This window comes from Bacillus sp. UNC41MFS5, from assembly GCF_000686805.1.
On sequence record NZ_JMLP01000018.1, the window covers coordinates 100,367 to 123,889 of the forward strand.

Sequence of the window (23,523 nt, forward strand, 5' to 3'; positions counted from 1 at the left end):
GCCTTCGGAAAGTAGAGGTTTGAATAGAATAATGCAAGTTTGCAAGAAGCCCATCAAACTATGTAAAAAGATGGGTTATTTCCTGCGGAATTTTCAAACGTATCTCGACATTCTTCTTTCAATGCATTCACAGGAAAAGCTTATATAGAGAATGTTACATCTGCTTTAACCAATCGTTTGATTAGTATAGCAGATAAAGAATTTAGTCGAATATACCCTTTCGATATTGAAGAAATTGGTCGATTGGAATAGGCACATTCTTAAATAATCTTTATTGAAATAGAAAAGGGGCTCCAAAAAGTAAGTCGAAACCCATTTTTTGGAGATCGCCGTCTCACTTCAGTTATTGTTTATCCGAAGCAGTCCATAGAACCACGGTCGGATTTTGGGCTGTTAAAACTTGTGTACCATGCCACTCCATCAGGGATGCTTGCGGTTTATAATCATTGTCCAGCATGAAGGCGCGATTGACATCTTTTACATTGATTTGGTAGTTCGCAGGTGGATTAATGGCATCGTTCGGATTGGAATCAAACGGAACAGCAATCGCATGAATGCTTTCAATATCACTGGTGGTTGTTCCTGCAGGAAGTTCCACAGTGGTTGCTGCAGGATTGTCACGTGTTATTGACCAATCTGGAACGTTATGATTGGAAATGTACTGCTTGGAATCTCCTTTCAATGTTACGCCAATCGCTGTTCCTACTCCTGCTGAACTATTCGCTGGTGAAGTCGCTTTGTTGAATTCTACATACAGGTAATTGCGTTGATCGGAAACTTCCTGCGAATCAGGGTTTGCAATTGATTCGATTTTTCCTTCACGAATCATTTCCTTTGCCATGACTTGATAGGACCATGGATTTTGATCCATTATGTATTCCCGAGTGCGATTGGAAGGAAGCTCTTGGGAAGCATTTAGGAAGAATCTGTATCCACTCGTCGTATCTCCAGCCTTTACGGCACTAAAATTGTTATTGCTTGTAGATGTGTACATAAGTGGATGGTCTTGTTCCTTTAAACCGTCAAAATCAACTGTTCCGTGACCAGGTGACTGATACTTTTCCGAAATTACCTTGTGATTTGGATCCAGTTTTACCCGATAAATCCACTCGATATCGGTTGTGCGGCCCCAACGTGCCATTAATGCCGGAGTATTAGTACCGCCATCCTCGTTTGAACAAATCACCGTATATTCAATGGTTATATTTCCATTTGCATCCTTGGATTGGGTATGATACATCATAAGCGGCACATCAGTATAATTATTCTCATAAGCACCAGGGATATTTGGCAGATTGCGGCCATATAGGATAGGTGAAAAACGGTAGCCTAGTGCATCCTCAGAATCAGAAGATGCCACGTTTGTATCCATTTTTATAATATTAACCTGTTTCGCTCCTTCTGGGGACTTGTCCAGATTAAGGGAAGCCCTTAATGTATGAACACCAGGATTGACGTGTCCAAGAGCTACCTTGTAAGTGAACTTTTTCTGTCCCATAAAGAGAACAATATCCTGGTTGTATTTTCCATCTAATGTTAACGTGATAACCGCTGATTCCTGGCCCTTCTTGCTCCAATCCACACCCGGAGCGATTGCAGTTAGATCAAGCAGTGCTTCACCTGAAGATGAAACTGTAAATGTTTTCTCTACTTGTTTTTTCTCGGATTGGACTTGAGGAATGGACTCTGCCACTACAAAGTTAAGCGGAATGGAGGCCAGAGAGATCGATAGGGCTAGTCCGGCAGCTAATTTTCTTTTCTTTTTCATTTTTTCCTCTCCTTTTTCATCTTGAATTATCTACATAAATAAATGTAATTACTTTCTATTAAATTCACATTATCTGTGAGTTAAAATTATGTGAAATAATGTAAAAGTTTTATTATTTTCTCTTTTTGAATCAAAAAATAAGTCAAGAGAATCTTGACTTATAATCTATTTCATTAAGTTCAACTTCAAGTTAGAGCACTTAACGGGAATGATCACTTACTTTACTCAAAAAGCCAGAGGCGAACCGTCCACGTCGCTTAGTTTGTAGGACCATTGTCAACATTGGCTTCGATGCTGCCTTGGATGCTTGTTGAAATCGAAGATAGGAAATTATATCCGGTCAAAGATTCGATCGAGTCAACACTTACCCTGTAGTTGCTCCAAGGTTGACTGGAAGCAGTTTGATCATTCGGCACCATCACAGCGATTACTCTTGTCGAAGTGGATACACGGCTAATATCACTATTTCCCTTAGGCAATACTACGATTACCTTCCATACTTTTGCCGGCACGACAACTCCATTCCCTACCGTCGTTCTATATCCATTTGACCCGGTACCCCCACTTCCGTAACCTCCGGAAATAATATATAATTCGTTTCCAGCTGAAACAAGTTTACGGGAATATGACTCTAAATTTTCCCATGTAATCTGGTTGTTATTTGGAGCTTGAGGGAGCATATTGGTCATAAGAAACGTAGCTGAATTGTTGGCAACAGAAGAAGTTCGGTCACCAGATGGAGTCAAGTGCCCTCTGTCAAATCCGCTTCCAGAAAATTCACTAGCAGTAACCTGATACCATCCCGACGGCAATGTGGTATCTGCACGGAAGTCATCCTGACGCGGAGTGCTTCCAATATCAGAGGAACCTAAATGCCAGCTGACCCAGTTTGGCTCGTGTTTACTATTGTTGTACGATAGTGTATATTGCTGCTTATTCATTAAATAATTATTGGAATTGGAAGTAACTGCTGTGGCACCGCTTGGATTCCCCAGCCCCATATTATCATCATCAACACCTGTCTGTGTTCCTGGATCTGTACCTGGGTCTGTTCCTGTTTCTGTTGTAGGTTCAGCCGGTGAAGATGAATTCTGAGGAGCCAAGTTGCTTGTAATCACTAAGTCCATTGCATTATTGTTCGTGTCCCAACCATTACCTTGCCCCTGAACGGTTCCACCGTTATTGTCTTTACGTTCTGCACTTTTAGTTGCAGATAGAGTAGCTACTGGAGAAGTTTCTGAATTATTCGCAGAACCGTAGCCAACAAAATCGACAACATTTGAATCTGTTGAACCCGATACCGAGGTGGTAACCTTTGCTAATGCAACTTTTCCACTGGTTGCACTTAAGTTTGTAGTACCTGTAACATTAGCAGTCGGTAAATTAACCGTTCCTCCACCGCCGCTAGCCTGTTTAATTAAATAGTATTGATGTGGGCCAATACTGCCTGTTAAATTTGTAATGTTATTGAACGTACCAGTTGAAGAGGCATATTGAACAGACCATCCAGACAAGCTAACACTAGAATTTGTAGGATTGTAGAGTTCAATATAATCATCTTTATAGGATGAACCACTATTGCCTCCACCACCATAAACTTCACTGATTACAACATGCGTTCCTACGGCAGCTTGTGCAGGTGTAATATTTATATTAGCTATCGCACCTAAAAACATGAGGCACGTAGAAACAAGAATGGCTGCCTTTTTTATAATATTTTCTTTGTCCTTTTTTGGTAAATTTGCTCGTTGTACCGATTTGCTTTCAGACATATAGCGATAACCTCCTATTGATTTTAGGAAAATGAAATGGATAGAAAAATAGAATAGCCAGGACAAAATTGATAGGATAAACCTGATTCTCAGTAGCTATCGGTCTATTTAAATAAAAGTCCTAAATAATTCTTCAGCACCTCCTTCCATTAATTTTGATGAGCCCGATTCTTCGTTCGCTAAAAACATATAGCACAACCCATTCCACATGGCATAAATACAAATCACAATTATGTGTTGTGTATACCTTGTTAAAATTTACAATAGCATTTAACTTTTTCTAATAATGTTAATTTTCAGTAAACTGATTCTGCTTCCATCGTAAATAGACTTAATCTCTGATATCTTATTGTGGACTGAAAAAGATTGCACTTGTATCATTGTCTAGTTAGCGGAAGTTGTTATTTAATGAATATCTAGTTTTCATAAATCAGTGGAGGTAGCCCTCTGTGCGGAAAGAAATGCATAGTGAGGATTAATGAAATAGCCCCAAAATTATGTTTTTTCATAATTTAGGGGCTATTTTTGTTTTGTGTTTCATTCGTATTACCTCTCACTACTGGGAATTGACATCTTGTAGCTTTAGGGGTGGCCAGGGGGACTGTTCTAGTGGAGGGACGCGCTTGATTGCCCATATAGAAAAAAACCTCTTATTGATTATTTTTCCAAAAGAGTAATTGTTTTTTTTATACATATTTTGTAAAAATGGGTGTTTACTTCGATAGTAAAAACCAGGAGAGTCGTCCCTGTGATCCTATATTCCTGTTAAGACTAAATTAAGGTTGGCGTTTCATAATGCAGACATGGACTTAGAAAGCATTTTATAACTGAAAGGAGTCCTTCACATGCCAAAAAAGAAATTTACCTCTTGGGGAGTGAGCTTTGCCAGTCTTGCTCTCGTCGCCGGAATGATGTCATATATGGGAGTTACCAATAAAGATACAACAAGCACAACAACTACAGTAGCGACCACACAAAATTCAACTCAAGTCTCTCAAAGTGGAAGTACCCAAGATTCATCAATCACCTATGAGGTCCCTAGCCAATCTACTGACACTAGTACATCAAATGATACTAGTACATCTACTGATACTAGTGCAGATTCTACGGACAACAGTGGAATTGAGCAGTCAGATGATCAATCTTTTTCACAAGACCATTCGTTTTCGAGTCAACATGGAGGCTTTGATACGACAACCGGAGGAACCTGATCATGAATAAGAATGATTTCGTTTCAATGAGTACAATGGTGCATTTGATCCTACTACAGGAGGAACTTGAACATGTATAAATATAACTTCAATTCCATGAGTACAATGGTACAACTATCAATCAATCAAGAACTATTTGCCAATGATCTCATGCCCGTTTATAAATTATTTGCCTCTGTCGAAGACACCTGCAGCCGGTTTAAAGAGGATAGTGAGTTATCCAAGTTAAATCAGCAGCTTGGGAAAGAAGTCGAGGTATCGGACCAATTATTTAGTATTTTAAAAGAAGCACTTAGATTTTACGAAGAAACAAATGGAGTGTTTAACCCAGGTATATTGTCAGCGATTGAAAACAGCGGCTATACAAAATCGATTGAGCTAATCAAAGGGAGGGAGTTGACGGCTCCTTCCCCTATAGCTCCAGTGTTTACGAAAGTGAGACCTTATCAATTAGATGAGGCTAGACAAATCGTAGTTTTGCATACTCGGATTGATTTAGGTGGAATTGCTAAGGGCTGGGTGGTCGATCGAGCAGCTGATATCTTATCCGATATTGGATATGGGTTTGTTAATGTTGGCGGAGATATTCGGACTTTTGGAAGTCTGCCGCGGCTCTTAAATATTGGTATTGAAGATCCCTTTGATCCATCAAAAATGCTCTCTTCCATCCAGGTATCCGAAGGGGCGGTAGCTACTTCTACTTCGATGAAAAGAAGATGGACGGTGAATGGAAGTAGTAAGCATCATCTTATTGATGCCGCAACAGGCGAACCATCTGCAAGCACCATTATCTCTTCTACGGTAACGGCGCCTACGGCAGTTGAGGCAGATGTATTAGCGAAAGTAGTTCTTTTATTGGGAGAAGAGCGCGGGAAGGCCTTGCTTTCTGTCAAAAATAATCCAGCGGTTATCATAAATGAGGCAAAAGAAATTTGGAGAGGTGGGGAATAAAATGGAGTCTTTAGAATGGTACGCAATCCGAGCGACAGGGATTGTGGCTTATCTATTATTATATTTAGCGGTATTAACAGGACTATATTCCGCGGTCCAGAAGAAACGAAAAAAAAAAGTGAATAATCTCCTTCTTTTTCATGAGGTATTGTCAGATTGGTCATTGATTATGACTGCCGGTCACTTAGGAATTTTGTTGATTGATGCTTACATGAAATTTAGTTGGTCTGATATCCTGATTCCTTTTAGCGGCAGCTATGAAACGATTTCTATCGGATTAGGATCGATTGCGACTTATTTCTTAATTCTAACGATTGTCACATCGAAATTCCGAAAGAAAATTGGTTATAAAAAATGGCAAAAGCTGCATGCGCTTAACCCTATTTTGTATATTTTAGTTACTGTACACGGGTTAATGAGTGGTACAGATTTCCAAGGGACGGTTTTAGCGGTGGTTAATATCGTACCAGTAGTTCTCATGCTAGGTATGTTTCCTTCTGATTCTGATAAGAAGAAGTTAGTGGAAGGGAATGGAGCAATTTAGAAACGGGTTGGAGGTTTCTCCAAGCCATTTTTTTATATGGTTTTTGGATGTATCTTATGACCATATAAACAACCTCACCCTTTACGGGCTTGAGGTTTGTTTATATGGTCATTTTTATATAATTATTTTACGTTTCTCGTAAGATAGGAAGGGTACAACAACGGAAGGAGCCACCAGATTTAATGATTTCTGTGATATCCACTTCAATAACTTGAAAGCCTCGGTTACGAAGCTGCTTGTTTACCTTCTCGTTGACCGGCAGACTTAATACCCGTTTGTTCCCAATACTCAATACATTTGTACCTAATTGAAATTGTTCTTCTTCCGAAACTTCAATTAATTCATAGCGTGAAGAAAAAATCTCGATGTCTTTTTTCGTTAAGGCATTTGGGTAAATAAGGGCCACATCAGGAGAAACGACATTAAATATACAATCCAGATGCAGGTATTTTGCTTTAAAGGCGATGGGAATGACATTGAATTGATTCAAAAGACGCTGTAATTGATCAGCAGCTTTACGGTCAGTTCGATTGCTGAGCCCCACGTAAATTCTTTCCCGATCAATCACAACATCTCCGCCCTCTATTCGTTCCTCGGCTAAATTATAATAAGAGATTTCTTCATCCTCCAGCCATTGTTTTAAAACGTTTTCCTCCCCTTCGCGAACATCCGTTGCCATCTTAGCAACAAAGATTGTTTGCCCTAGAGTAAAACCAATATCCCGGGTAAAGACCTGTTCAGGATATTTTTTATGATAAGGCAATAAAATAACTTCGATGCCATTCTGCTTTAGCGTTTTGACAAAATTACTGTGTTGCTCAAGCGCGCGTTCAATATGAATACCTTCATTCTTAAAATGCTCTTGCGTTTCATTTATTACTTCGCGGATCGTCATATATTGAGGCTGACAAAGGATTACTCGTTTTAATACATCGTATTCACTCATGCAAAAAGTCTTGATGTCTGACTTTGGGATTTCTGCCATTTTGCTGCCCTCCTGCGTTCTCTATTTAAATTTGGTTTTCCTAATCTATCGTTATTATTTATAAACAGAGACAACAAGGAATCTCTTTGCATCATAGGGTCTTTAATAAAGGAATTTACAGCTGAAACAAAAGAATATAAAAAGTTAGCACCCATTTAAGAGCACTAAAGGCAAGGGTGGTAGCCCTTGCCTTTAGTGTAAGTACATATATATTAGGATAGTTGATATCACGGAAGCAAAAGAACCGTCCCCAGCGCTTCCAATTTCTCTTATTTCCACACATCATTCGCAATCGAAATCACATGTCTAACTTTGTCCCATTGCTGTTCCTCTGTTAATAGATTTCCTTCTTCGGTAGAAGAGAATCCACATTGTGGGCTTAGGCATAGTTGGTCTAAGTCTACAAACTTTGCTGCTTCTGCAATCCGTGCTTTGATCTGATTTGGATCTTCTAGGTCACCGAACTTCGATGTAATTAGACCAAGAACGATTTGTACATCTTTGCGATTGGCGTGTTGAAGCGGCGCAAACCCACCAGAGCGCTCATCATCAAATTCTAAGAACAAGCCATCAAGCTTTAATTCGCCAAAGATATATTCAGATGCGTTATCATAACCGCCGCTTGCTGTGTAAGTAGATTTAAAGTTTCCACGGCAGATATGCATGGTGATGACCATATCTTCTGGTTTGTTAGCAATCGATTCATTGATGGCACGAGTGAATATTTTAATTAACTCTTCTGGAGTATAGCCTTTATCGGAAATTTGTTGGTGACCTTTCTCAGAGAAAAACACAGCCCAGGAAGTGTCATCAAGCTGTAAATAACGGCAGCCTGCTTCGTAAAATGCCTGAATCGCTTTTTGGTAGACCTTAATTAAATCATCAAAGAACTCATCTTTGTTTGGATAAGCTGCTTCTTCAATAACTCCTCTAAAGAAAAGCATATTTGGGCTTGGAATTGTGAATTTTGCGACATGGTCACCCTTGATGCTGTGCAAGAATTTGTAGTCTTCGATAAATGGATGCGGACCGAAATCTAGTTTTCCATTAACCTTTAGTCCGTGAGCTTTTGTTTGGACACCGTGAAATTGAATACCTGCTTCAGCTTCGTAAAGCTCTACGCCCTCAAGGCCTGCTAGGAAGTCGAAATGCCACCAAGCACGGCGGAATTCTCCATCAGTAACAGCTGAAAGACCTACTTCTTTTTGTTTTTCTACTAATCTAATGATTTCTTCATCTTCAATAGCACGAAGTTGTTCCGCAGTGATTTCTCCGTTTTCTTTTTGAAGACGTGCTTGTTTTAGTCGTTCTGGACGAAGGAAGCTTCCGACGTGATCGGCTTTGAACGGTGCTCTGGTAAGTGTTTTTGTCATTATTTGTAAGCTCCTTTAATAAATATAATTTTTATTATATAGAAAATTTTCAAACAATGCACAGATGAAATATCTACTGCAAATCCTCTTTAAACATGTAAGCCTTTGCATTTTTTAGTGAAAATATTATTTTGCAGAAAATATTGATTTTTTTAAATATTTATTCTAATATATAAAAATATTGATTATTTGGAAAAACGAAATAATTTAGGAGGGTATTATATTATGGGAGTCATCGAGAAAATCAGCGGCTTTGCTGGAAAGACCTTTACATTATGGGTATTAATCTTTGCTGTTGTTGCATTTAATTTTCCAGCCCACTTTGTGTGGTTAGGAGGATATATTGTTCCTTTATTAGGAATTGTTATGTTTGGCATGGGGCTGACACTGGAATTATCAGATTTTAAAGAAGTTTTTAGAAGACCAAAGGAAGTAGCACTTGGTGTCATCGGCCACTTTATCATCATGCCGCTCTTAGCGTTTATATTGGCGGTCGGTCTTGATTTACCGAAGGAAGTTGCTGTAGGTGTTATTTTAGTAGGATGCTGCCCGAGTGGAACGGCTTCGAATGTTATGGTGTTTCTAGCAAGAGGAAACGTGGCGCTTGCAGTGGCGATTGCCTCTGTTTCTACGATTCTTGCACCATTTGTCACACCATTGCTTATCCTTTTATTTGCTAGTAAGTGGGTGGATGTCAGTGTGGCATCATTATTCCTTTCCATTGTACAAGTGGTCATTATTCCATTGGCGCTGGGCTTTATTATTAAAAAGTTCTTTGGAAAGCAGGCCAGAGCCGGTGCCAAAGCATTGCCGCTTGTTTCCGTAGTTGCGATTGTGTTAATTGTATCTGCTGTAGTAGCAGGAAGTGCGGCCAAAATTGCCGAAACGGGTCTGATTATTTTTGGAGTGGTCATTCTTCATAATGTGTTAGGATTCTTGCTTGGGTTCTTCTTTGCCCGTTTATGCGGGATGGATCTGGCGAAACAGAAGGCTGTTGCAATGGAAGTCGGCATGCAGAACTCCGGTTTGGGAGTCGCTATCGCCACCGCTCATTTCTCTCCATTAGCGGCAGTTCCTAGTGCGATTTTCAGCGTTTGGCATAATTTATCTGGTTCGGTTCTAGCGAATATTTTTAGCCGGATGAAGGAGAAGGGTCAAAACGAGGAAAGTATGAAACGTGTGGGTTAATTTTAATCACCTCTCAGCCTAATTGGGCTGAGGTTTTTTTTGTTCTGAGATTTTGTTTGACAGTGGTAACATTTCATAATTTTTTCATATTTTCTTCACTGAAAGTACACACCAAGTGGATAAAATAGATAGGGAAGTGGTAATGCCATTTCTACAAATCCTTGCAGTCAAAAAGGGAATACAACTATGCTTTCGGGTTTTATATTGTTAGCCAAAGGGAAACATAGTAAAGATAACTCGGAAAGGGAGGAATGAAAAATGGATGTTCCATTAACATCAAAGGAAGTCATTACTCAGATCCAGAAGTTACAGAACCAAGGTAATTCTCTACGTAAAAAAGAGGTAAAACAACTTTATCCTGATTTAATGCGGAGTGCTTTGCATTACTACCCAAGTTGGCAACATGCCATAGAAGAAAGTAAAGTAGGTTAGGATATCTAATTTACATCAAGACATTAGATTAATATGAGCTTTGTTAACAAAAAGGTTTCGCTCCCAGTGAAGCCTTTTTGTTATGCTTAAAAGTTTCTTTAGAGCAATACTAAACTGCGTAACAGTATTAATACCTATTTTTAAATTAGAGGTACTGCTATAAAACCAACGCAAATACAATAAAAGAAAAATAATAGTTTATTCTTCCGACAATAAGGAAATAATTAGTCCTATTTATATATTCTTTAATTGACGCCCTGATTTGAGTTGGGATTAATAGGAGTGGTACCAATGAGGAAAATACATAAACTAGCAGACTTATGTTGGGAGGGATTAACTTTAAAACACGTTTCTCACAAAGAGATTGTTATTCCTTATATCCTATTTTTTATCATTACATTAATTTTTGAGCTGTTTTTATCTTTTTTGTTTATCTTATCTTTTTTTCTATTCGGTACGTACGGATATAAACCTAATATTCAATACTATATGAGTGCTGTGATTTTGATTTTAATGTTAGTCATTACAGTTCAATTGCTAATTACAACAATGAAGGTAGATAAAAAAAGAAAAAATTCCCATCTATCCCATTTGATAATTGCTAAGCCCCTATTTCACCCACCTAAAAAGCCTTGATTAATAATAGACAAAAAAAGAGAATGCCATGTGTGCATTCTCTCTATAATTACTAACGAATCTAAACACATTTAGAAATGTTTATTAAAGGACTTAAGTGGAGGTATCACTATTGCATTTAAATTAAAAAATATTTGTAAGGCAGCGATAAAATCCTAAATATGTGTTCTCTAAGTAAAGAGTAATAGTCATCGTAATAATTAATAGGTTTAGAATGTTTATTGTCCGATAATAACCTATTATAATCGTTAAGAAGTTTGTCTAGTTCTTGGCTGCAATTGATGGTTTCTTCATTTTGAAGTCCTTTTGTCATTCCTAATTTAATCATTTCGTTTTTTTTCTCTTTAATAGCAGCTTCACATAGGGCAAGTCTCATTATCGATAACACCTCGTAAACTTTTAGTAAACTTTCAGTAAATTTAATATCTATTAGAATTAAAATGAATTATAGCATTTATTAACTGATATGGAATAGATTCGATAAAACAAGTTAAAAGGAGACAAAATTAGACGAGGCTTGCAGTTTTTTCGACAAAAGGGTCTGTTTAACTCACTCATTTGGTAGTTTCTAAAGAGTTGAAGGACTTTCAGACTAAAAGGTGCAAAGTGTTCAACAACTAATAGGTAGATAGTAAGCTAGACTTAAAAATAAAAAAACGAGTTTCTTCTATTATGATATTAATAACGCTTACAAATTGGTGTATTAATCCCACCGTGGGCTGATGTAACAATTTTGCCAGTACCTTATTGGGATAAAAATTCAGAAAGTTTTGAAAAGTAATTGAAAATGATTTCAATATTCTTTAAAATAATTCGTAATAAGAAATTTGTGCGGGAAGGTGTACCTAATGATTAGTTATGAAAAATTACCTACTGATGTATTACTAGATTTTTTTAATGAAATTAATCAAAACATACTTAAAGGGATACTTTCTAAGATTATGTATTATGAATTAGGATTAATTATTACAGTTATGAATCGCAGAGGAATTACATTAAATAAACCGGTTGATTTTGAAAAAGTAGTTGATCAACAAATGATGGGAAATTTAAGTACTTAATTCTCTAAAATACGGTACACTGTCACCACCCGATAAGGAAAGGCAATGCTCTTTACATGAGTTAAATAAAAAAGCCGGTCAGTGACCGGTGTGTGTATTCTATAAAACATCATAGTCTAATCTTAACCTCAGTACCGTCCTTCGCTTTGACATCTACGAGCACGATTCCTTTATGATTTTTCAGTTCCTCGACGATGGGCTTTAGCATTTTTTTGTCTATCTGTGGAATGGTAATGTCTAGTTTTTTTCTTTCGAAGTACTCTTTTGTCCATTTGTTTGCCTGTTGATGAATAAATTTTGAAGACAAAATGGAAATACCGATGTTTAAAATGGCATATGGAATGGGGATCGTGAGCCGAACGTCTTTTGCTTTCACTTTTAGATGGAGCATAAGCCACTCACTATTCAATAATGACAGAAACGGTATCTCCGTTTGCCGATTTAACATCCACAATTTGGCCATCTAATTCGTTTTCAATTGCTTCAATAATAAGGTGTATGTCGAGATCCTTTACATACTTTTCTGATTGAGGAATACTGGATGCGATGCTGTGTCCCGCCATTAATACTGCCTTGATAAGTTTTACGGGCAAATTGACCGTGACGTTATCATTTTCTGCTGATACCACACGAACTTTTAATGTTTTATCTAAATATTTCGTTGGTTTTTCTACTAGCTTACTTCCTGCTTCTTCTTTCGCCTGTAATACTTGGATCAGTTCTGACCCCTTATCCGCATCAATTTTGCCCTCTTGCACCATGGTTAATACTCTTGCAATTTCCTCTTTCATGAAAAATTCCCCCTATTCATCTTTTAAAAGCCTAATGGCTTCTTCAGGAGTGATTTCGCCATTTTCCAACATGGCGACAACCTTTTTCTCGTCTACCTCATTTTTCTTCTTTTGCACATATCCAAGGGCTGAAATGATGTCGTTTAGTTTGCCTCGAACGGTTGGATATGAAATCCCCATTTCCTTTTCAACTTCCTTGATACTCCCTCTGCATGTTAAAAATACTTCCACAAAATGAAGCTGATCCTTTGATAATGACGCCAGTTTGGAGAATTCAAACTCATTTTCAATCGTCGTGTGACAATGAGAGCACTGCAGCTTCGTAATCCTTAATGTTTTGCTGCAGACCGGACAATTTGTGATTACTTTATATGCCATAATGAATTCCTTTCCTTTATTTGATTTGATTATAAATCAATAAAATTAAATAGTAAATAATGAAATTCATTTATTTTATAAAAAAAATTAAAATAATTAATTCTTTGATTAAAATTATTGATTTGTTGTTTTTGTTAACTTAAGCGGGGAGGAATTTGTCCTTGCGATGAAGGGAAGCAAAACCAGAGGGGCGTTATCAAGTGTGTGTCTATGCGTAATAAAACCAAAACCATGCTGGTTCAGCATGGTTTTGTGGTCATTCGTGTATTAGTCCTTAAACGCTGTCATCAATTCTCGTAAATCTTTGATGGCTAGTTTCGCACTCTCTTTTTTATCTTTATGCAATCCGATACCTGTTAAAGAGTCATGGCAGTGGTAGGAGTTAGTTGCCAAGCTTTTATAGCCGTCCGGAACGGTGAAAATTTCTACTGTTATGGTCAAGCTTTTGCCAGTGTAGATTTTAATAATCTCTAGTTCATCCATTTTCAACTTTGTTACCACTCGCATCCCATCATCCTCTCCGCCCTTAGGGTAATCGGTATCATTTATTTCTCTAGTTAAGTATACGTTAAGATTCTACCTAATGGGTCTTCATGATTTGACAATAATCAAACCTTTTTGAATTTTGGTGTCGTGCACATATTTGCTTATAAGAGGGCAAGTGAACCGTTGATTTCCTGGATTCATTGTAGATATTTGGGATTGTTCTTTTTCTTGCCATCGAGTTCCTCAAAAATGCTTATTGCCTCTTGCTTACTAGGAGAATTAATCTCATTTAGATCAGGGGATTTAGCTAAAAAGGAGTTCATTAACTGTTTAAACTCTCCCGTAGTTAAAGGCTTAGCATCATCATTCAATTCATATCCAAGTAATCCATTCGGTTCAATCGTTGCATATTTCACATCTCCCATTTTAGATATCCCTAGATTTCGCATTCTCATTTCTAGCTGATCAACGGTTAGGCGAAGCTTTTTTAAATTTTGCTGGTTGATTTCCCCATTCTCAATCACCACTTTGGATTTCCCTGTGATAAATTTTTCAATGACATTGAATTTTAGCTGTAAATAATCCACAACCAAGACTGTTGCCACAAAGACCGCTGCTCCTCCAACCGCCTTTAGCATACTCTTTTCAACAATCGGTTGAACAATGATTGTACCAATAGATATCATAAGGATTGTTTGCGAAAGTGTCATCTGTGCGATTGATTTTCGACCGGAAATTCTTATCAGTAAAATACCTGCTAAAATTAAAACGAACGATTGCCAAATGAACGAGAAATCCACCTAATCACCCTTTTTATAGTTTTAAATGTCCTATGATTAGGATGCTAAAAAGTTATTAATATTATCAAAAAGAAGCGTAAAACCCCTAGCTTCAGGAACATAGTTGATGCTTTTATTCTTTTTAATATCTATTGTAAATGATTTAGACATTAAGAAAATCTTAAGATTTTCATCATGTGTTTGTTAAGATTTGCTTGATATGATTCTTTTTGCAGGCATACTAAAAGGTGATAGAAATAGTAGATACACAAGTTGGGAGTGAATTTCCATGAACGTGTTGGTTTGTGATGATGATAAGGAGATTGTCGATGCGATCGGAATTTATTTAGAAAATGAAGGATATCAACTATTTAAAGCGTTTAATGGGTTGGAAGCCATAGATATCATCAAGGATCATGAGATTCATCTTATTATCATGGATATTATGATGCCAATGATGGATGGGTTAAGGGCCACGATGAAGATTAGGGAAGAAAATAATATACCATTGATTATGCTTTCTGCTAAATCGGAGGATTCGGATAAAATTATCGGTTTAAATTTAGGGGCAGATGACTATCTAACAAAGCCGTTTAATCCTCTGGAGCTGATTGCAAGGGTCAAGTCCCAGTTGAGAAGATATACCACATTAGGAAGTCTTGAAACGAAGAAGAATATCTTTCGGACGGGAGGACTGGTCATAGATGATGAAAGTAAAATCATCACAGTCGATGGGGAAGAGGTCCATCTTACACCGGTACAGTATAAGATTTTGAAATTGCTGACGGCTAACGCGGGAAGAGTCTTTTCGATTGAGGATATCTATGAAAGGGTATGGAATGAAACATCATTCAGTCCAGAAAATACCGTATCCGTACATATTAGAAAAATAAGAGAGAAAATCGAAATCAATCCGAAGGAGCCAAAATATTTAAAGGTGGTGTGGGGAGTTGGATATAAAGTTGAAAAAATATAGCCACTTATTAACAACGAAAATCATCGTTTTTATGATCGCAGTCGTTTGTTTTACAGGAATCATCAAAGCGATGATCCAGGTGGAGGTGGTCAATGATGGTTATTTTAGCATGGTGATGGAAGAGGACTATCTTTTAAGTAAGGCATATGTGAGGGAAAATGAAAAGGTCGTGAGCAATCTCGCCACCCTTCTTCGAGAGTATAAGAGTGAGGATAATATTTTAAAGGGCGGTACGGTTAATGAAGTTACTTTGAGGATGGAAGAGGACAATTTATATTCCGATTTTCAGGTGAATTCTAAGAGCTATCGACCGGAATTAAGCGAGGCGGAGAACTATTCCACCTTTAAAACAGAGTATGCCAACAAGATTAAGCAGGCTAGAGAAAAGCTGATAAAGGATGATTTAAGGAATTATCATGCCTTATTGCAGGAGCTTTCAGAGCAGAAAAATCCGTTATACTATGCCAGCGATGGTGTAAATGTCTATACAAATACGACTATGAAGGAAAAAAGCCAGTTTACAGGGTATCCTGCGTATTTGATATTTGGGGATTATAAGAAAGAGATTTATCCTAAAGTGGTGGAAGAGAATGAGCAAATACATGCGATTACGGAACCAATTGAGGAATTGAACCAGGACAAGACAGTGGTGTATCTTGCATTTACTGATGACTTTTTAAACCAAAAAATAAACGATTGGAAGGAAGATAAAGCAGTTGTCACAAAGAACCTTTCTATTTTAGCCGCATTTTTGATAGGTTTCATCCTTTCATTTGGCTATCTCCTCCTCGTTACAGGAAGAAGGTCATTTACAGATGATCATGTACACCTTCATCTAGTGAATAAACTATACAATGATATTAATATTGTGCTGTGTATTAGCCTAATTGCCATTTGGGTTACATGGATGGATAATGTGGCACACCAAAGTATAGATAAAATAGCCATTCCCATCACCATCCCGATTTCAGCAGCCGTGTTTATTCTGATTCTCTCATTGGTTAAACATATGAAACATAAAACGTTCTTTAAGCATACCCTGATTTTTGCTATCATCCATAAGCTCATAACGATTGTAAGAAATGTCTATGAAACAGGAAATATCGCGGTCAAGACCGTATTAATCGTCATTGGTTACCCAGTAGTGGTTGCGTTAACGTTTTTTATGTTTCCGGTTACCATAGGACTGGCCGCTTGGTTTGCTTTTAGAAAGGTTAAGAGTTTTCAAGCTATTCAGGATGGAGTGGAAAGAATTAAGGCTGGAAATCTTCATCATCGAATCGAGGTGGCTGCCCGTGGAGAGTTTAACACCCTTGCGAGCAACATCAACAGCATCACGGATGGATTGACTAAGGCTGTTGATCGTGAACTCAAAAGTGAGCGTTTAAAAACGGAGTTAATCACCAATGTATCTCATGATATTCGAACCCCGTTAACCTCTATCATCACGTATGTGGATTTACTGAAAGGTGAGGAGGTTACGCCAAGAGCCGCCGAATATATCGAGATCTTGGATCAAAAATCAAAAAGACTAAAACTACTGACGGATGATTTATTTGAAGCCGCCAAAGCGACGAGTGGAAATATTTCCGTTGATTTTGAAAAAATTGATATTGTGTCTTTAATTACCCAGGGACTTGGAGAAGTGAATGATAAAATTGAAGCTTCCCATTTGCAATTCAAGCTGAATCATCCCAAGGATAAGATGTATATTAGAGCGGATGGAAAATTACTATGGAGATCGATTGAAAACTTATTATCGAATATCTTTAAATATGCGCTCAATGGTTCCAGAGTCTATATCGAAATCGAGGATGCAGGCAGCGAAATTCAGCTTACCTTTAAGAACATTTCCGCCTATGAGCTAAATATTTCAGCAGATGAATTAATGGAACGTTTTAAGCGGGGCGATGAATCCAGATCCAGCCAAGGTAGCGGGCTAGGGTTATCGATTGCGAAAAGTCTCATCGAAGTTCAAAAAGGGAAATTTAACATCCACGTGGACGGAGATTTATTTAAGGCTGTGATTACTTTCCCTAAGGTGCCTGACACCCAATCGAAAGATGTGGAAGAAAGTTGATCTGCGGTATAGAAATGCACCAACCATTAATAATTGGTGCATCATCGGTCTGACAAAAACAGTAAGGAAATGATCATTAAAGAGAGAACATAAGAATAGATTAGACCGTTGCAATGGTTGCTTGCAGCGGTTTTTTTGCTACATTTTCATATAAGGTCCGGTGCATGTCACCACTCGCTATTATGTCTGAAAAAGTAATGGGAGAAACCGACTTATTTTTGTAGAAAGTTGGGTTATTTCCTGCGGAATTTTTAAACGCGTATCGACAATTTTCATTCAGTGCTTGCATGTGAAAAGCTTATAAATCAATAGATGCGCATGTTTTAACCAAACGTTTGAATAGTATTGCCTATTCGGAATTTGGTCGAAAGGGTGTCGGTTCGTGGCGGAAGGCTAATTGGAGATGTTCAGGCATAAACTGCTGCGAACACACTGGGTATCCTTTGTGGTTCTAAATGAATTAGTCAATAGTTCATTTTGAATTCACATTTGTTTGCTACTCTCTTTATATATCCAGTTATTTGAGGAGGAATGGGATGAATTATATAAATAGAAAGATGGTATTTCCAGAGAATGGGGACTTGGCTGTTGAAGCGCGTGGACTTGTTAAAACGTTTGGCGATAACCGTGCTGTTGATGGGGTAAATTTGAACGTACGTGCAGGTACTATCTATGGTGTGCTGGGTCCCAATGGAGCAGGGAAAACTACCACAATCAGAATGCTGGCAACGCTTTTACGATCAGACGAGGGTTCAGCAAGAATCTTTGGACACGATGTAGTGAAAGAAGCACAGATAGTACGTCAACTAATTGGAGTGACTGGCCAGTACGCATCGGTAGACGAGTCCCTAAGTGCAACGGAGAATTTAGTCATCTTTTCTCGACTGTTAGGACTAGGACGTGCAGAGTCAAAGCGTAAGGCAAACGAGTTGTTAGAGGAATTTGGTTTAACAGAAGCTGCAAAACGTCCTTTGAAAAATTTCTCTGGTGGTATGCGTCGCAGATTAGATTTAGCGGCAAGTCTCATTACACAGCCACCGCTTATCTTCTTGGATGAGCCGACGACTGGACTGGATCCACGGACACGTAATCAAATGTGGGAGACCATCCGCCGATTGGTAAAGATGGGGTCAACGGTATTGTTAACAACGCAGTACTTACAAGAGGCAGATGAACTTGCTGATAGGATAGCTGTTATCGATCGTGGCAGAGTTGTCGCAGAAGGAACTGTGGACGAATTGAAAGCGTCAGTGGGGAACTCATCGTTACAATTGAGAATAATAAATACAAAAGATATGGAGAACGCTCGTCAAACGGTTGAACGGGTACTCAAAGTTCAGTCGAATGTGACGTCCGAAGGCGGGAAGATTATTGCACCAATGGCGGATGCTAATACAGTGACTGACTTACTTATCGCCTTCCGTGAGTCAGGAATCCAATTGGCTGAGTTGAGTGTGCAAAAACCAACACTCGATGAAGTTTTTTTGAACCTTACTGGTCATGGTGTAGAAGACACATCAAAATTGCCTGGTGAACCGGTAGAAGAGGGGGTAGGCATATGAAAAACAATACGGTGGAGATGGTTTCTAATCGCCAATTAAAAAATAACACGAGCATCGGTCAAACAGTACGTAACTCGTTTACAATGGCCTATCGAGGTTTATTGAAAATTCGTCGAACACCAGAACAATTGTTTGACGTTACACTCCAGCCAATCATTTTCACGCTGATGTTTACTTACATTTTTGGCGGGGCTATCTCTGGGAACGTACAGAACTATTTACCAGTCATTATTCCTGGAATCCTGGTTCAAACGGTGATTTCAACCTCCATTGTCACGGGCGTCCAACTGCGTGAGGACATGGATAAAGGCGTGTTTGATCGATTTAAGTCATTGCCGATTGCACGTATTGCTCCATTAGCAGGAGCATTGTTGGCAGATAACATTCGGTACGCCATTGCCACTGTGCTTACATTTGTTATGGGATATATTATGGGGTATAGACCTGATGGAGGTCTAGGTTATGTCGCAATCGCTGGCCTACTTGTGATTGTGTGCTCTTGGGCAATTAGCTGGATTTTTGCCTTCTTCGGTGTGATTGCACGTACGGCTTCAAGCGTACAAGGAATCTCGATGCTAGTGCTGTTCCCACTTACTTTCCTTTCTAATGCTTTTGTTCCAGTTGAAACAATGCCAAATTGGCTTCAGTGGTTCGTGAAGTTCAACCCAGTTTCGCATCTTGTGACAGCTGTCAGAGAACTTGCCAATTCTGGAACCATTGGTATGGATTTCAGCATCTCCCTTATTGGTTCTGCTGTTATTGTAGCGATCTTTGCACCTATCACAGTACGTGCATATATGCGCCGAGCATAGACATAAAATTTCGTGTCATTCTCTAATTAATAGATTGTATAACAGCTTCGGGGGCAGGTCTGAATTGCGAAAATGCAAAATATGGTAAATTTTTATTATGGTCAAATTCAAAACGTGAAGAGCTAAAAATAGGAAAATGCAAAAAGTAAGAGCAACGAGCGCTCTTACTTTTTTCGTGTGATCATGGGGACGGTTCTGATGGTACACAATCATCATAATAAGCCATGAGAACCGTCCTTGTGGTATTTTCAATGTTGATGAAGGACTTTGGGTTAACGAAAGAGAAGATATAAGATTATTGAAATAACTAAAAGAAGTTAAAACTGAATGAAAATGGTAAAAATAAGTAGGAATGATAACTAAACTTTACACAATAATTTTGGTCACATTCTTGTTGAATACAAATTAAGGAGGAAGAACTATGTCGAAAACAAATCAAAAAATCGTTCCGCATTTATGGTATGGCAAGGAGGCAAAAGAAGCAGCCGAGTTTTACACTTCCATATTCCCAGACTCAAAGATTGCGAATGTAACAACAATCCACGATACTCCATCAGGCGACTCCGATATTGTTTCGTTTGAAATTTGGGGGCAGAAGTTCATGGCAATCAGCGCAGGGCCTCATTTCAAGCTCAATCCATCGGTATCTTTCATCGTAAATTTTGACCCTTCACGAGAAAAGGACGCGGGAGAAAAATTACAAGCGGTTTGGGACAAATTGTCCGAAGGTGGCGCAGCCTTAATGCCACTTGATAAGTACCCGTTCAGTGAGAAGTTTGGCTGGATTCAGGATAAGTATGGTTTGTCCTGGCAGTTAATGCTTACCAATCCAGAAGGCGAAGAGCGTCCCCCATTAGTGCCGTCTCTTTTGTTTGTCGGTGATAATTGCGGGAGAGCGGAAGAGGCAATTAACTTTTATTTATCGGTATTTAAGAACTCAAAGCAGGGACTTATCGCTCGCTATCCTAAAGGCATGGAACCTGACAAAGAAGGAACCATTATGTTCTCTGATTATAGCTTAGAAAATCAGTGGTTTTCCGCAATGGATAGCGCGCATAAGCACAATTTCAGTTTTAGCGAGGCATTTTCATTTATGGTATATTGTGAAACACAAGAAGAGATTGATTACTACTGGGAAAGGCTCTCTGCCGTTCCTGAAGCCGAGCAATGCGGCTGGCTGAAAGATCAGTTTGGTCTATCCTGGCAGATTGTACCAACTGAGATGGACAAGATGATGAGTAAAGGCACTCCAGAGCAACTTGCCCGCCTAACGGAAGCATTTCTTAAAATGAAGAAATTTGATCTTGCGAAATTAAAAGAAGCATACAAGGGAGAATAAGGACACAGGCTATGCTACATATTTGGAAGATTTATTGAGTATGAAGACACGAAAAATACTTAAAACAAAGGGGAAACTAATATGATAAAGACAAACGTGGAGTTGTCTCTCGAGCAATGTGAGGAATTACTAAAAACTTTGAAAGCCCGTTTTGAGAAGAACATGAACCGACATGAAGGTCTTGAATGGGCTGAAGTACAAACTAGGCTCGAAGTTAATCCTGAAAAAATGTGGTCGCTCAGTGAAATGGAAGGAACTGGCGGTGAACCGGATGTGGTTGGCCATGATCAAAAGACGGGCGAATACATTTTTTATGATTGTTCAGCGGAAAGCCCTAAGGGTCGCAGAAGTTTTTGCTACGACCGTGAAGCGCTGGAGTCAAGGAAACAACATAAACCAGAAAATACCGCGATTGATTTAGCCACTGCCATGGGTATTGAACTTTTAACGGAAGAACAATACCGGGAGCTGCAGAAACTTGGAAAGTTCGATCTGAAAACATCAAGCTGGGTGCAAACACCCGCTAATATTAGAAAACTTGGCGGGGCCATCTTTTGTGATCGTCGCTACGATACTGTCTTTGTGTACCACAATGGAGCAGATTCCTACTATGCTGCAAGGGGTTTCCGTGGCTCGCTTAGGGTCTAAATTTTGCACAGACAGCTTCATATAAAAGCATCCCCAGGCTTTGATTAGCCTGGGGATGTTTTATCTATCTAAATAGTGATTGTACATTTCTAAGCATTCTAGCAGTTCGGTTCTATATACCATTAATGCTTTTTTTATCGTTTCGTTATGAGTGTTAGTCAGTTCATGGTTGCATTTCTCTAATTCCATCGACTTAATCACGGTAAGTTCGTTATATATATTTATTAGGTTGTTCATGTCCCCGATACTCCAACTCCTCTAGCAAACTTTTTTATGTTTAAACTCACTTTTTCTAATAGAATTGACACTTTTTCTGTTTTTTATACTAGACATTGGGGGGCATTCTCAAGTTAATTTAACGCGATAGGAACGCATGGCTTCTAGAGTCCCCTCATATTCAAAGATACCTTTTTCGATTAATTTTCTAAGCCGGTATTCCAAAAAGTCATCTCCGACATATTGTTCTATACGACCGTAGACTTCCCCGATTATTCGCAAGGCTGGAATAAATACTTTTTTCTTTCGCTTGCCCTGTACTTTTTGGGCCATTTCAATGATAAATTCATCAAAATAATCTTCTGAAACATTCTTTATTTCTCCATTTTCCCATAATCTTAACGTTCCATCGTGTTTTGATAAAGATAACCACTGATTTTCAAATTGATTTCGTTCCACCTCTGTTAAACATATTTGATTTTCCTGTCCATATTTGAATATGGCACGTAATTCTTCTGAAGGAATCTCACCAGAATGTAAGGGGGTATATTTTTTCGCTTTCGCCTTAAACAATTCACTATAAAGCTTGGTTGTATTAAAGATAGTAATTGGGTTTGTTCTTTCCCTTAACAAGAACAATACAAAAAGAAGACCGGTTTGTTCATGGGCATTGTCACAAACCCAGATGTTAATGGGCACTTCTTTAGGTATAGAATGAATTTGAATAAAAGCCTTTTGAATTTCTTCTATATATTCTTCTACCTCTTCTTCGAGGCCGCGTAAGCTGCTTTTTATCCATTCATATCTTTTTTGTTGGCCACTCTCATTATGTAAATTCGTGATTGGTGCAACGGCAAAATTGTCATGAATCGAAATGACAGGCTCTTCTTTATGTATCCCCATCTCTTTTAGAATCGGCTTTAAATATTGGTATCCAAAGGTGATATGTACTTTTTGATAATTACCTTCACGATCAAAAGTGGTAATCGGGTCCTGTGGATATAAAATATGGTTGTATATTTCTTTCATATGATTTGAAAATTCAACAGCTGTGTATTCTTTACATTCCAATAGACTCGTATTCAAGAGAATATGGTATAAATACGATCTTACTTCACGTTCAGGTAAGTCCTTGACTATTTTTTTTAACTCTTCGATAGGCAATTCCATTTTATTCCCTCATTTCTTAACTGGACAGTTCTTGCAAGCAACGGTAACTTTATTATTGATTAGATCTCCTTCAGGAAGTCCCTCAAAATAATAAATATCAGTTGAAAAAAGGCAGGTGTTATCCTAACGGGTTCCGTATCCTATCGCAAACATCAGGAGTCAGCCTTTTTTAGTTTTTATATTTCGACATTTTTCTGCATTTTAAGTAGTGTAACAAAATACATAAGAGATTAGAATCATAAAAAGTTTGTTGATTTTATTGACTTTGCCAGTCATTACCGTTGCTAGTGAGTATATTAATTTTTGTTAAGTTGAGAATTTGTCAAATCTTGACCTTTTTTTTAGCTTTAATAACTTTCATATTG

24 protein-coding genes are annotated in these 23,523 nt (G+C 38.3%); 12 read left to right on the forward strand and 12 right to left on the reverse strand.

The genetic code is table 11. The features are described from left to right. Nucleotides 1-343: 343 nt before the first annotated feature. Both BR30_RS33145 and BR30_RS35830 read right to left on the reverse strand, forming a co-directional pair. On the reverse strand, nt 344-1,768 hold the full coding sequence (locus BR30_RS33145) for a hypothetical protein (RefSeq protein WP_051633562.1): 1,425 nt from the start codon (nt 1,766-1,768) through the stop codon (nt 344-346). A 257-nt stretch (nt 1,769-2,025) separates the two neighbouring features. Continuing rightward, a complete protein-coding gene (locus BR30_RS35830) occupies nt 2,026-3,540 on the reverse strand; it encodes a DNA/RNA non-specific endonuclease (RefSeq protein WP_081825410.1) in 1,515 nt (504 codons plus the stop codon). Nucleotides 3,541-4,385: 845 nt separating this feature from the next. Here BR30_RS35830 and BR30_RS0111030 point away from each other — a divergent pair. The 3 genes from BR30_RS0111030 (at nt 4,386) to BR30_RS0111040 (ending at nt 6,246) form a co-directional block, all read left to right on the forward strand. Beyond that, nucleotides 4,386-4,751, forward strand: a complete 366-nt coding sequence (locus tag BR30_RS0111030; protein ID WP_026565076.1) for a hypothetical protein — start codon at nt 4,386-4,388, stop codon at nt 4,749-4,751. A 72-nt stretch (nt 4,752-4,823) separates the two neighbouring features. After that, the gene (locus BR30_RS0111035; RefSeq protein WP_026565077.1) at nt 4,824-5,702 is read left to right on the forward strand and encodes an FAD:protein FMN transferase; all 879 of its coding nucleotides are present in this window, start codon (nt 4,824-4,826) and stop codon (nt 5,700-5,702) included. A gap of 1 nt (nt 5,703) precedes the next feature. Further along, on the forward strand, nt 5,704-6,246 hold the full coding sequence (locus tag BR30_RS0111040; protein ID WP_026565078.1) for a ferric reductase-like transmembrane domain-containing protein: 543 nt from the start codon (nt 5,704-5,706) through the stop codon (nt 6,244-6,246). Between the two features lie 127 nt (nt 6,247-6,373). On the opposite strand, the gene BR30_RS0111045 is transcribed toward BR30_RS0111040, so the two are convergent. Next, a complete protein-coding gene (locus tag BR30_RS0111045) occupies nt 6,374-7,231 on the reverse strand; it encodes a dimethylarginine dimethylaminohydrolase family protein (protein ID WP_026565079.1) in 858 nt (285 codons plus the stop codon). Between the two features lie 269 nt (nt 7,232-7,500). Next, nucleotides 7,501-8,604 (reverse strand): 5-methyltetrahydropteroyltriglutamate--homocysteine S-methyltransferase, encoded by a 1,104-nt coding sequence (locus BR30_RS0111050; protein WP_026565080.1) that lies wholly within the window; start codon nt 8,602-8,604, stop codon nt 7,501-7,503. Between the two features lie 225 nt (nt 8,605-8,829). On the opposite strand from BR30_RS0111050, the gene BR30_RS0111055 reads away from it, so the two are divergent. Together BR30_RS0111055 and BR30_RS37300 are read left to right on the forward strand one after the other, a co-directional pair. Then, entirely contained in the window at nt 8,830-9,792 is a 963-nt protein-coding gene (locus BR30_RS0111055) for a bile acid:sodium symporter family protein (protein WP_026565081.1), read from the forward strand. Between the two features lie 258 nt (nt 9,793-10,050). Beyond that, complete coding sequence (locus BR30_RS37300; protein WP_180230285.1) at nt 10,051-10,224, forward strand: hypothetical protein; 174 nt, start codon at nt 10,051-10,053, stop codon at nt 10,222-10,224. A gap of 754 nt (nt 10,225-10,978) precedes the next feature. Here the strand turns inward: BR30_RS37300 and BR30_RS33160 are convergent. Beyond that, nucleotides 10,979-11,236, reverse strand: coding sequence for an aspartyl-phosphate phosphatase Spo0E family protein (locus BR30_RS33160; RefSeq protein ID WP_035445380.1), 258 nt, complete (start codon nt 11,234-11,236; stop codon nt 10,979-10,981). Nucleotides 11,237-11,708: 472 nt separating this feature from the next. Here BR30_RS33160 and BR30_RS33165 point away from each other — a divergent pair, with 472 nt between their 5' ends. Then, complete coding sequence (locus tag BR30_RS33165) at nt 11,709-11,921, forward strand: hypothetical protein (protein WP_035445383.1); 213 nt, start codon at nt 11,709-11,711, stop codon at nt 11,919-11,921. Nucleotides 11,922-12,030: 109 nt separating this feature from the next. On the opposite strand, the gene BR30_RS0111080 is transcribed toward BR30_RS33165, so the two are convergent. The 5 genes from BR30_RS0111080 to BR30_RS0111100 all read right to left on the reverse strand — a co-directional run bounded on the left by BR30_RS0111080 (nt 12,031) and on the right by BR30_RS0111100 (nt 14,376). After that, on the reverse strand, nt 12,031-12,312 hold the full coding sequence (locus tag BR30_RS0111080; protein WP_026565082.1) for a hypothetical protein: 282 nt from the start codon (nt 12,310-12,312) through the stop codon (nt 12,031-12,033). 10 nt (nt 12,313-12,322) lie between these two features. Then, the gene (locus BR30_RS0111085) at nt 12,323-12,712 is read right to left on the reverse strand and encodes an SHOCT-like domain-containing protein (protein ID WP_026565083.1); all 390 of its coding nucleotides are present in this window, start codon (nt 12,710-12,712) and stop codon (nt 12,323-12,325) included. Between the two features lie 12 nt (nt 12,713-12,724). Beyond that, complete coding sequence (locus BR30_RS0111090; protein WP_026565084.1) at nt 12,725-13,090, reverse strand: DUF2089 domain-containing protein; 366 nt, start codon at nt 13,088-13,090, stop codon at nt 12,725-12,727. Nucleotides 13,091-13,357: 267 nt separating this feature from the next. Beyond that, on the reverse strand, nt 13,358-13,597 hold the full coding sequence (locus BR30_RS0111095) for a hypothetical protein (protein WP_026565085.1): 240 nt from the start codon (nt 13,595-13,597) through the stop codon (nt 13,358-13,360). Nucleotides 13,598-13,773: 176 nt separating this feature from the next. After that, nucleotides 13,774-14,376, reverse strand: coding sequence for a DUF421 domain-containing protein (locus tag BR30_RS0111100; RefSeq protein ID WP_026565086.1), 603 nt, complete (start codon nt 14,374-14,376; stop codon nt 13,774-13,776). A 268-nt stretch (nt 14,377-14,644) separates the two neighbouring features. Between BR30_RS0111100 and BR30_RS0111105 the strand changes: the two genes are divergently transcribed. From BR30_RS0111105 to BR30_RS0111130, 6 genes are all read left to right on the forward strand, one after another. Continuing rightward, on the forward strand, nt 14,645-15,331 hold the full coding sequence (locus BR30_RS0111105) for a response regulator transcription factor (protein ID WP_026565087.1): 687 nt from the start codon (nt 14,645-14,647) through the stop codon (nt 15,329-15,331). After that, complete coding sequence (locus tag BR30_RS0111110) at nt 15,306-17,411, forward strand: HAMP domain-containing sensor histidine kinase (protein WP_026565088.1); 2,106 nt, start codon at nt 15,306-15,308, stop codon at nt 17,409-17,411. The genes BR30_RS0111105 and BR30_RS0111110 overlap by 26 nt, the downstream gene beginning before the upstream one ends. Nucleotides 17,412-17,947: 536 nt before the next feature. Continuing rightward, nucleotides 17,948-18,973: an ATP-binding cassette domain-containing protein gene (locus BR30_RS0111115; RefSeq protein ID WP_026565089.1), complete on the forward strand. Its 1,026-nt coding sequence runs from the start codon at nt 17,948-17,950 to the stop codon at nt 18,971-18,973. Next, nucleotides 18,970-19,785 (forward strand): ABC transporter permease, encoded by an 816-nt coding sequence (locus tag BR30_RS0111120; RefSeq protein ID WP_026565090.1) that lies wholly within the window; start codon nt 18,970-18,972, stop codon nt 19,783-19,785. The genes BR30_RS0111115 and BR30_RS0111120 overlap by 4 nt, the downstream gene beginning before the upstream one ends. 421 nt (nt 19,786-20,206) lie before the next feature. Next, a complete protein-coding gene (locus BR30_RS0111125) occupies nt 20,207-21,124 on the forward strand; it encodes a VOC family protein (protein WP_026565091.1) in 918 nt (305 codons plus the stop codon). A gap of 81 nt (nt 21,125-21,205) precedes the next feature. Then, nucleotides 21,206-21,772 carry a DUF4256 domain-containing protein gene (locus BR30_RS0111130; RefSeq protein ID WP_026565092.1) on the forward strand — a complete coding sequence of 189 codons (567 nt, stop codon included), beginning with the start codon at nt 21,206-21,208 and terminating at the stop codon, nt 21,770-21,772. A gap of 60 nt (nt 21,773-21,832) precedes the next feature. On the opposite strand, the gene BR30_RS36640 is transcribed toward BR30_RS0111130, so the two are convergent. Next, entirely contained in the window at nt 21,833-22,009 is a 177-nt protein-coding gene (locus BR30_RS36640) for a hypothetical protein (RefSeq protein WP_155928557.1), read from the reverse strand. 108 nt (nt 22,010-22,117) lie between these two features. Continuing rightward, nucleotides 22,118-23,158 (reverse strand): DUF1835 domain-containing protein, encoded by a 1,041-nt coding sequence (locus tag BR30_RS33170; RefSeq protein WP_081825412.1) that lies wholly within the window; start codon nt 23,156-23,158, stop codon nt 22,118-22,120. Nucleotides 23,159-23,523 lie beyond the last annotated feature (365 nt).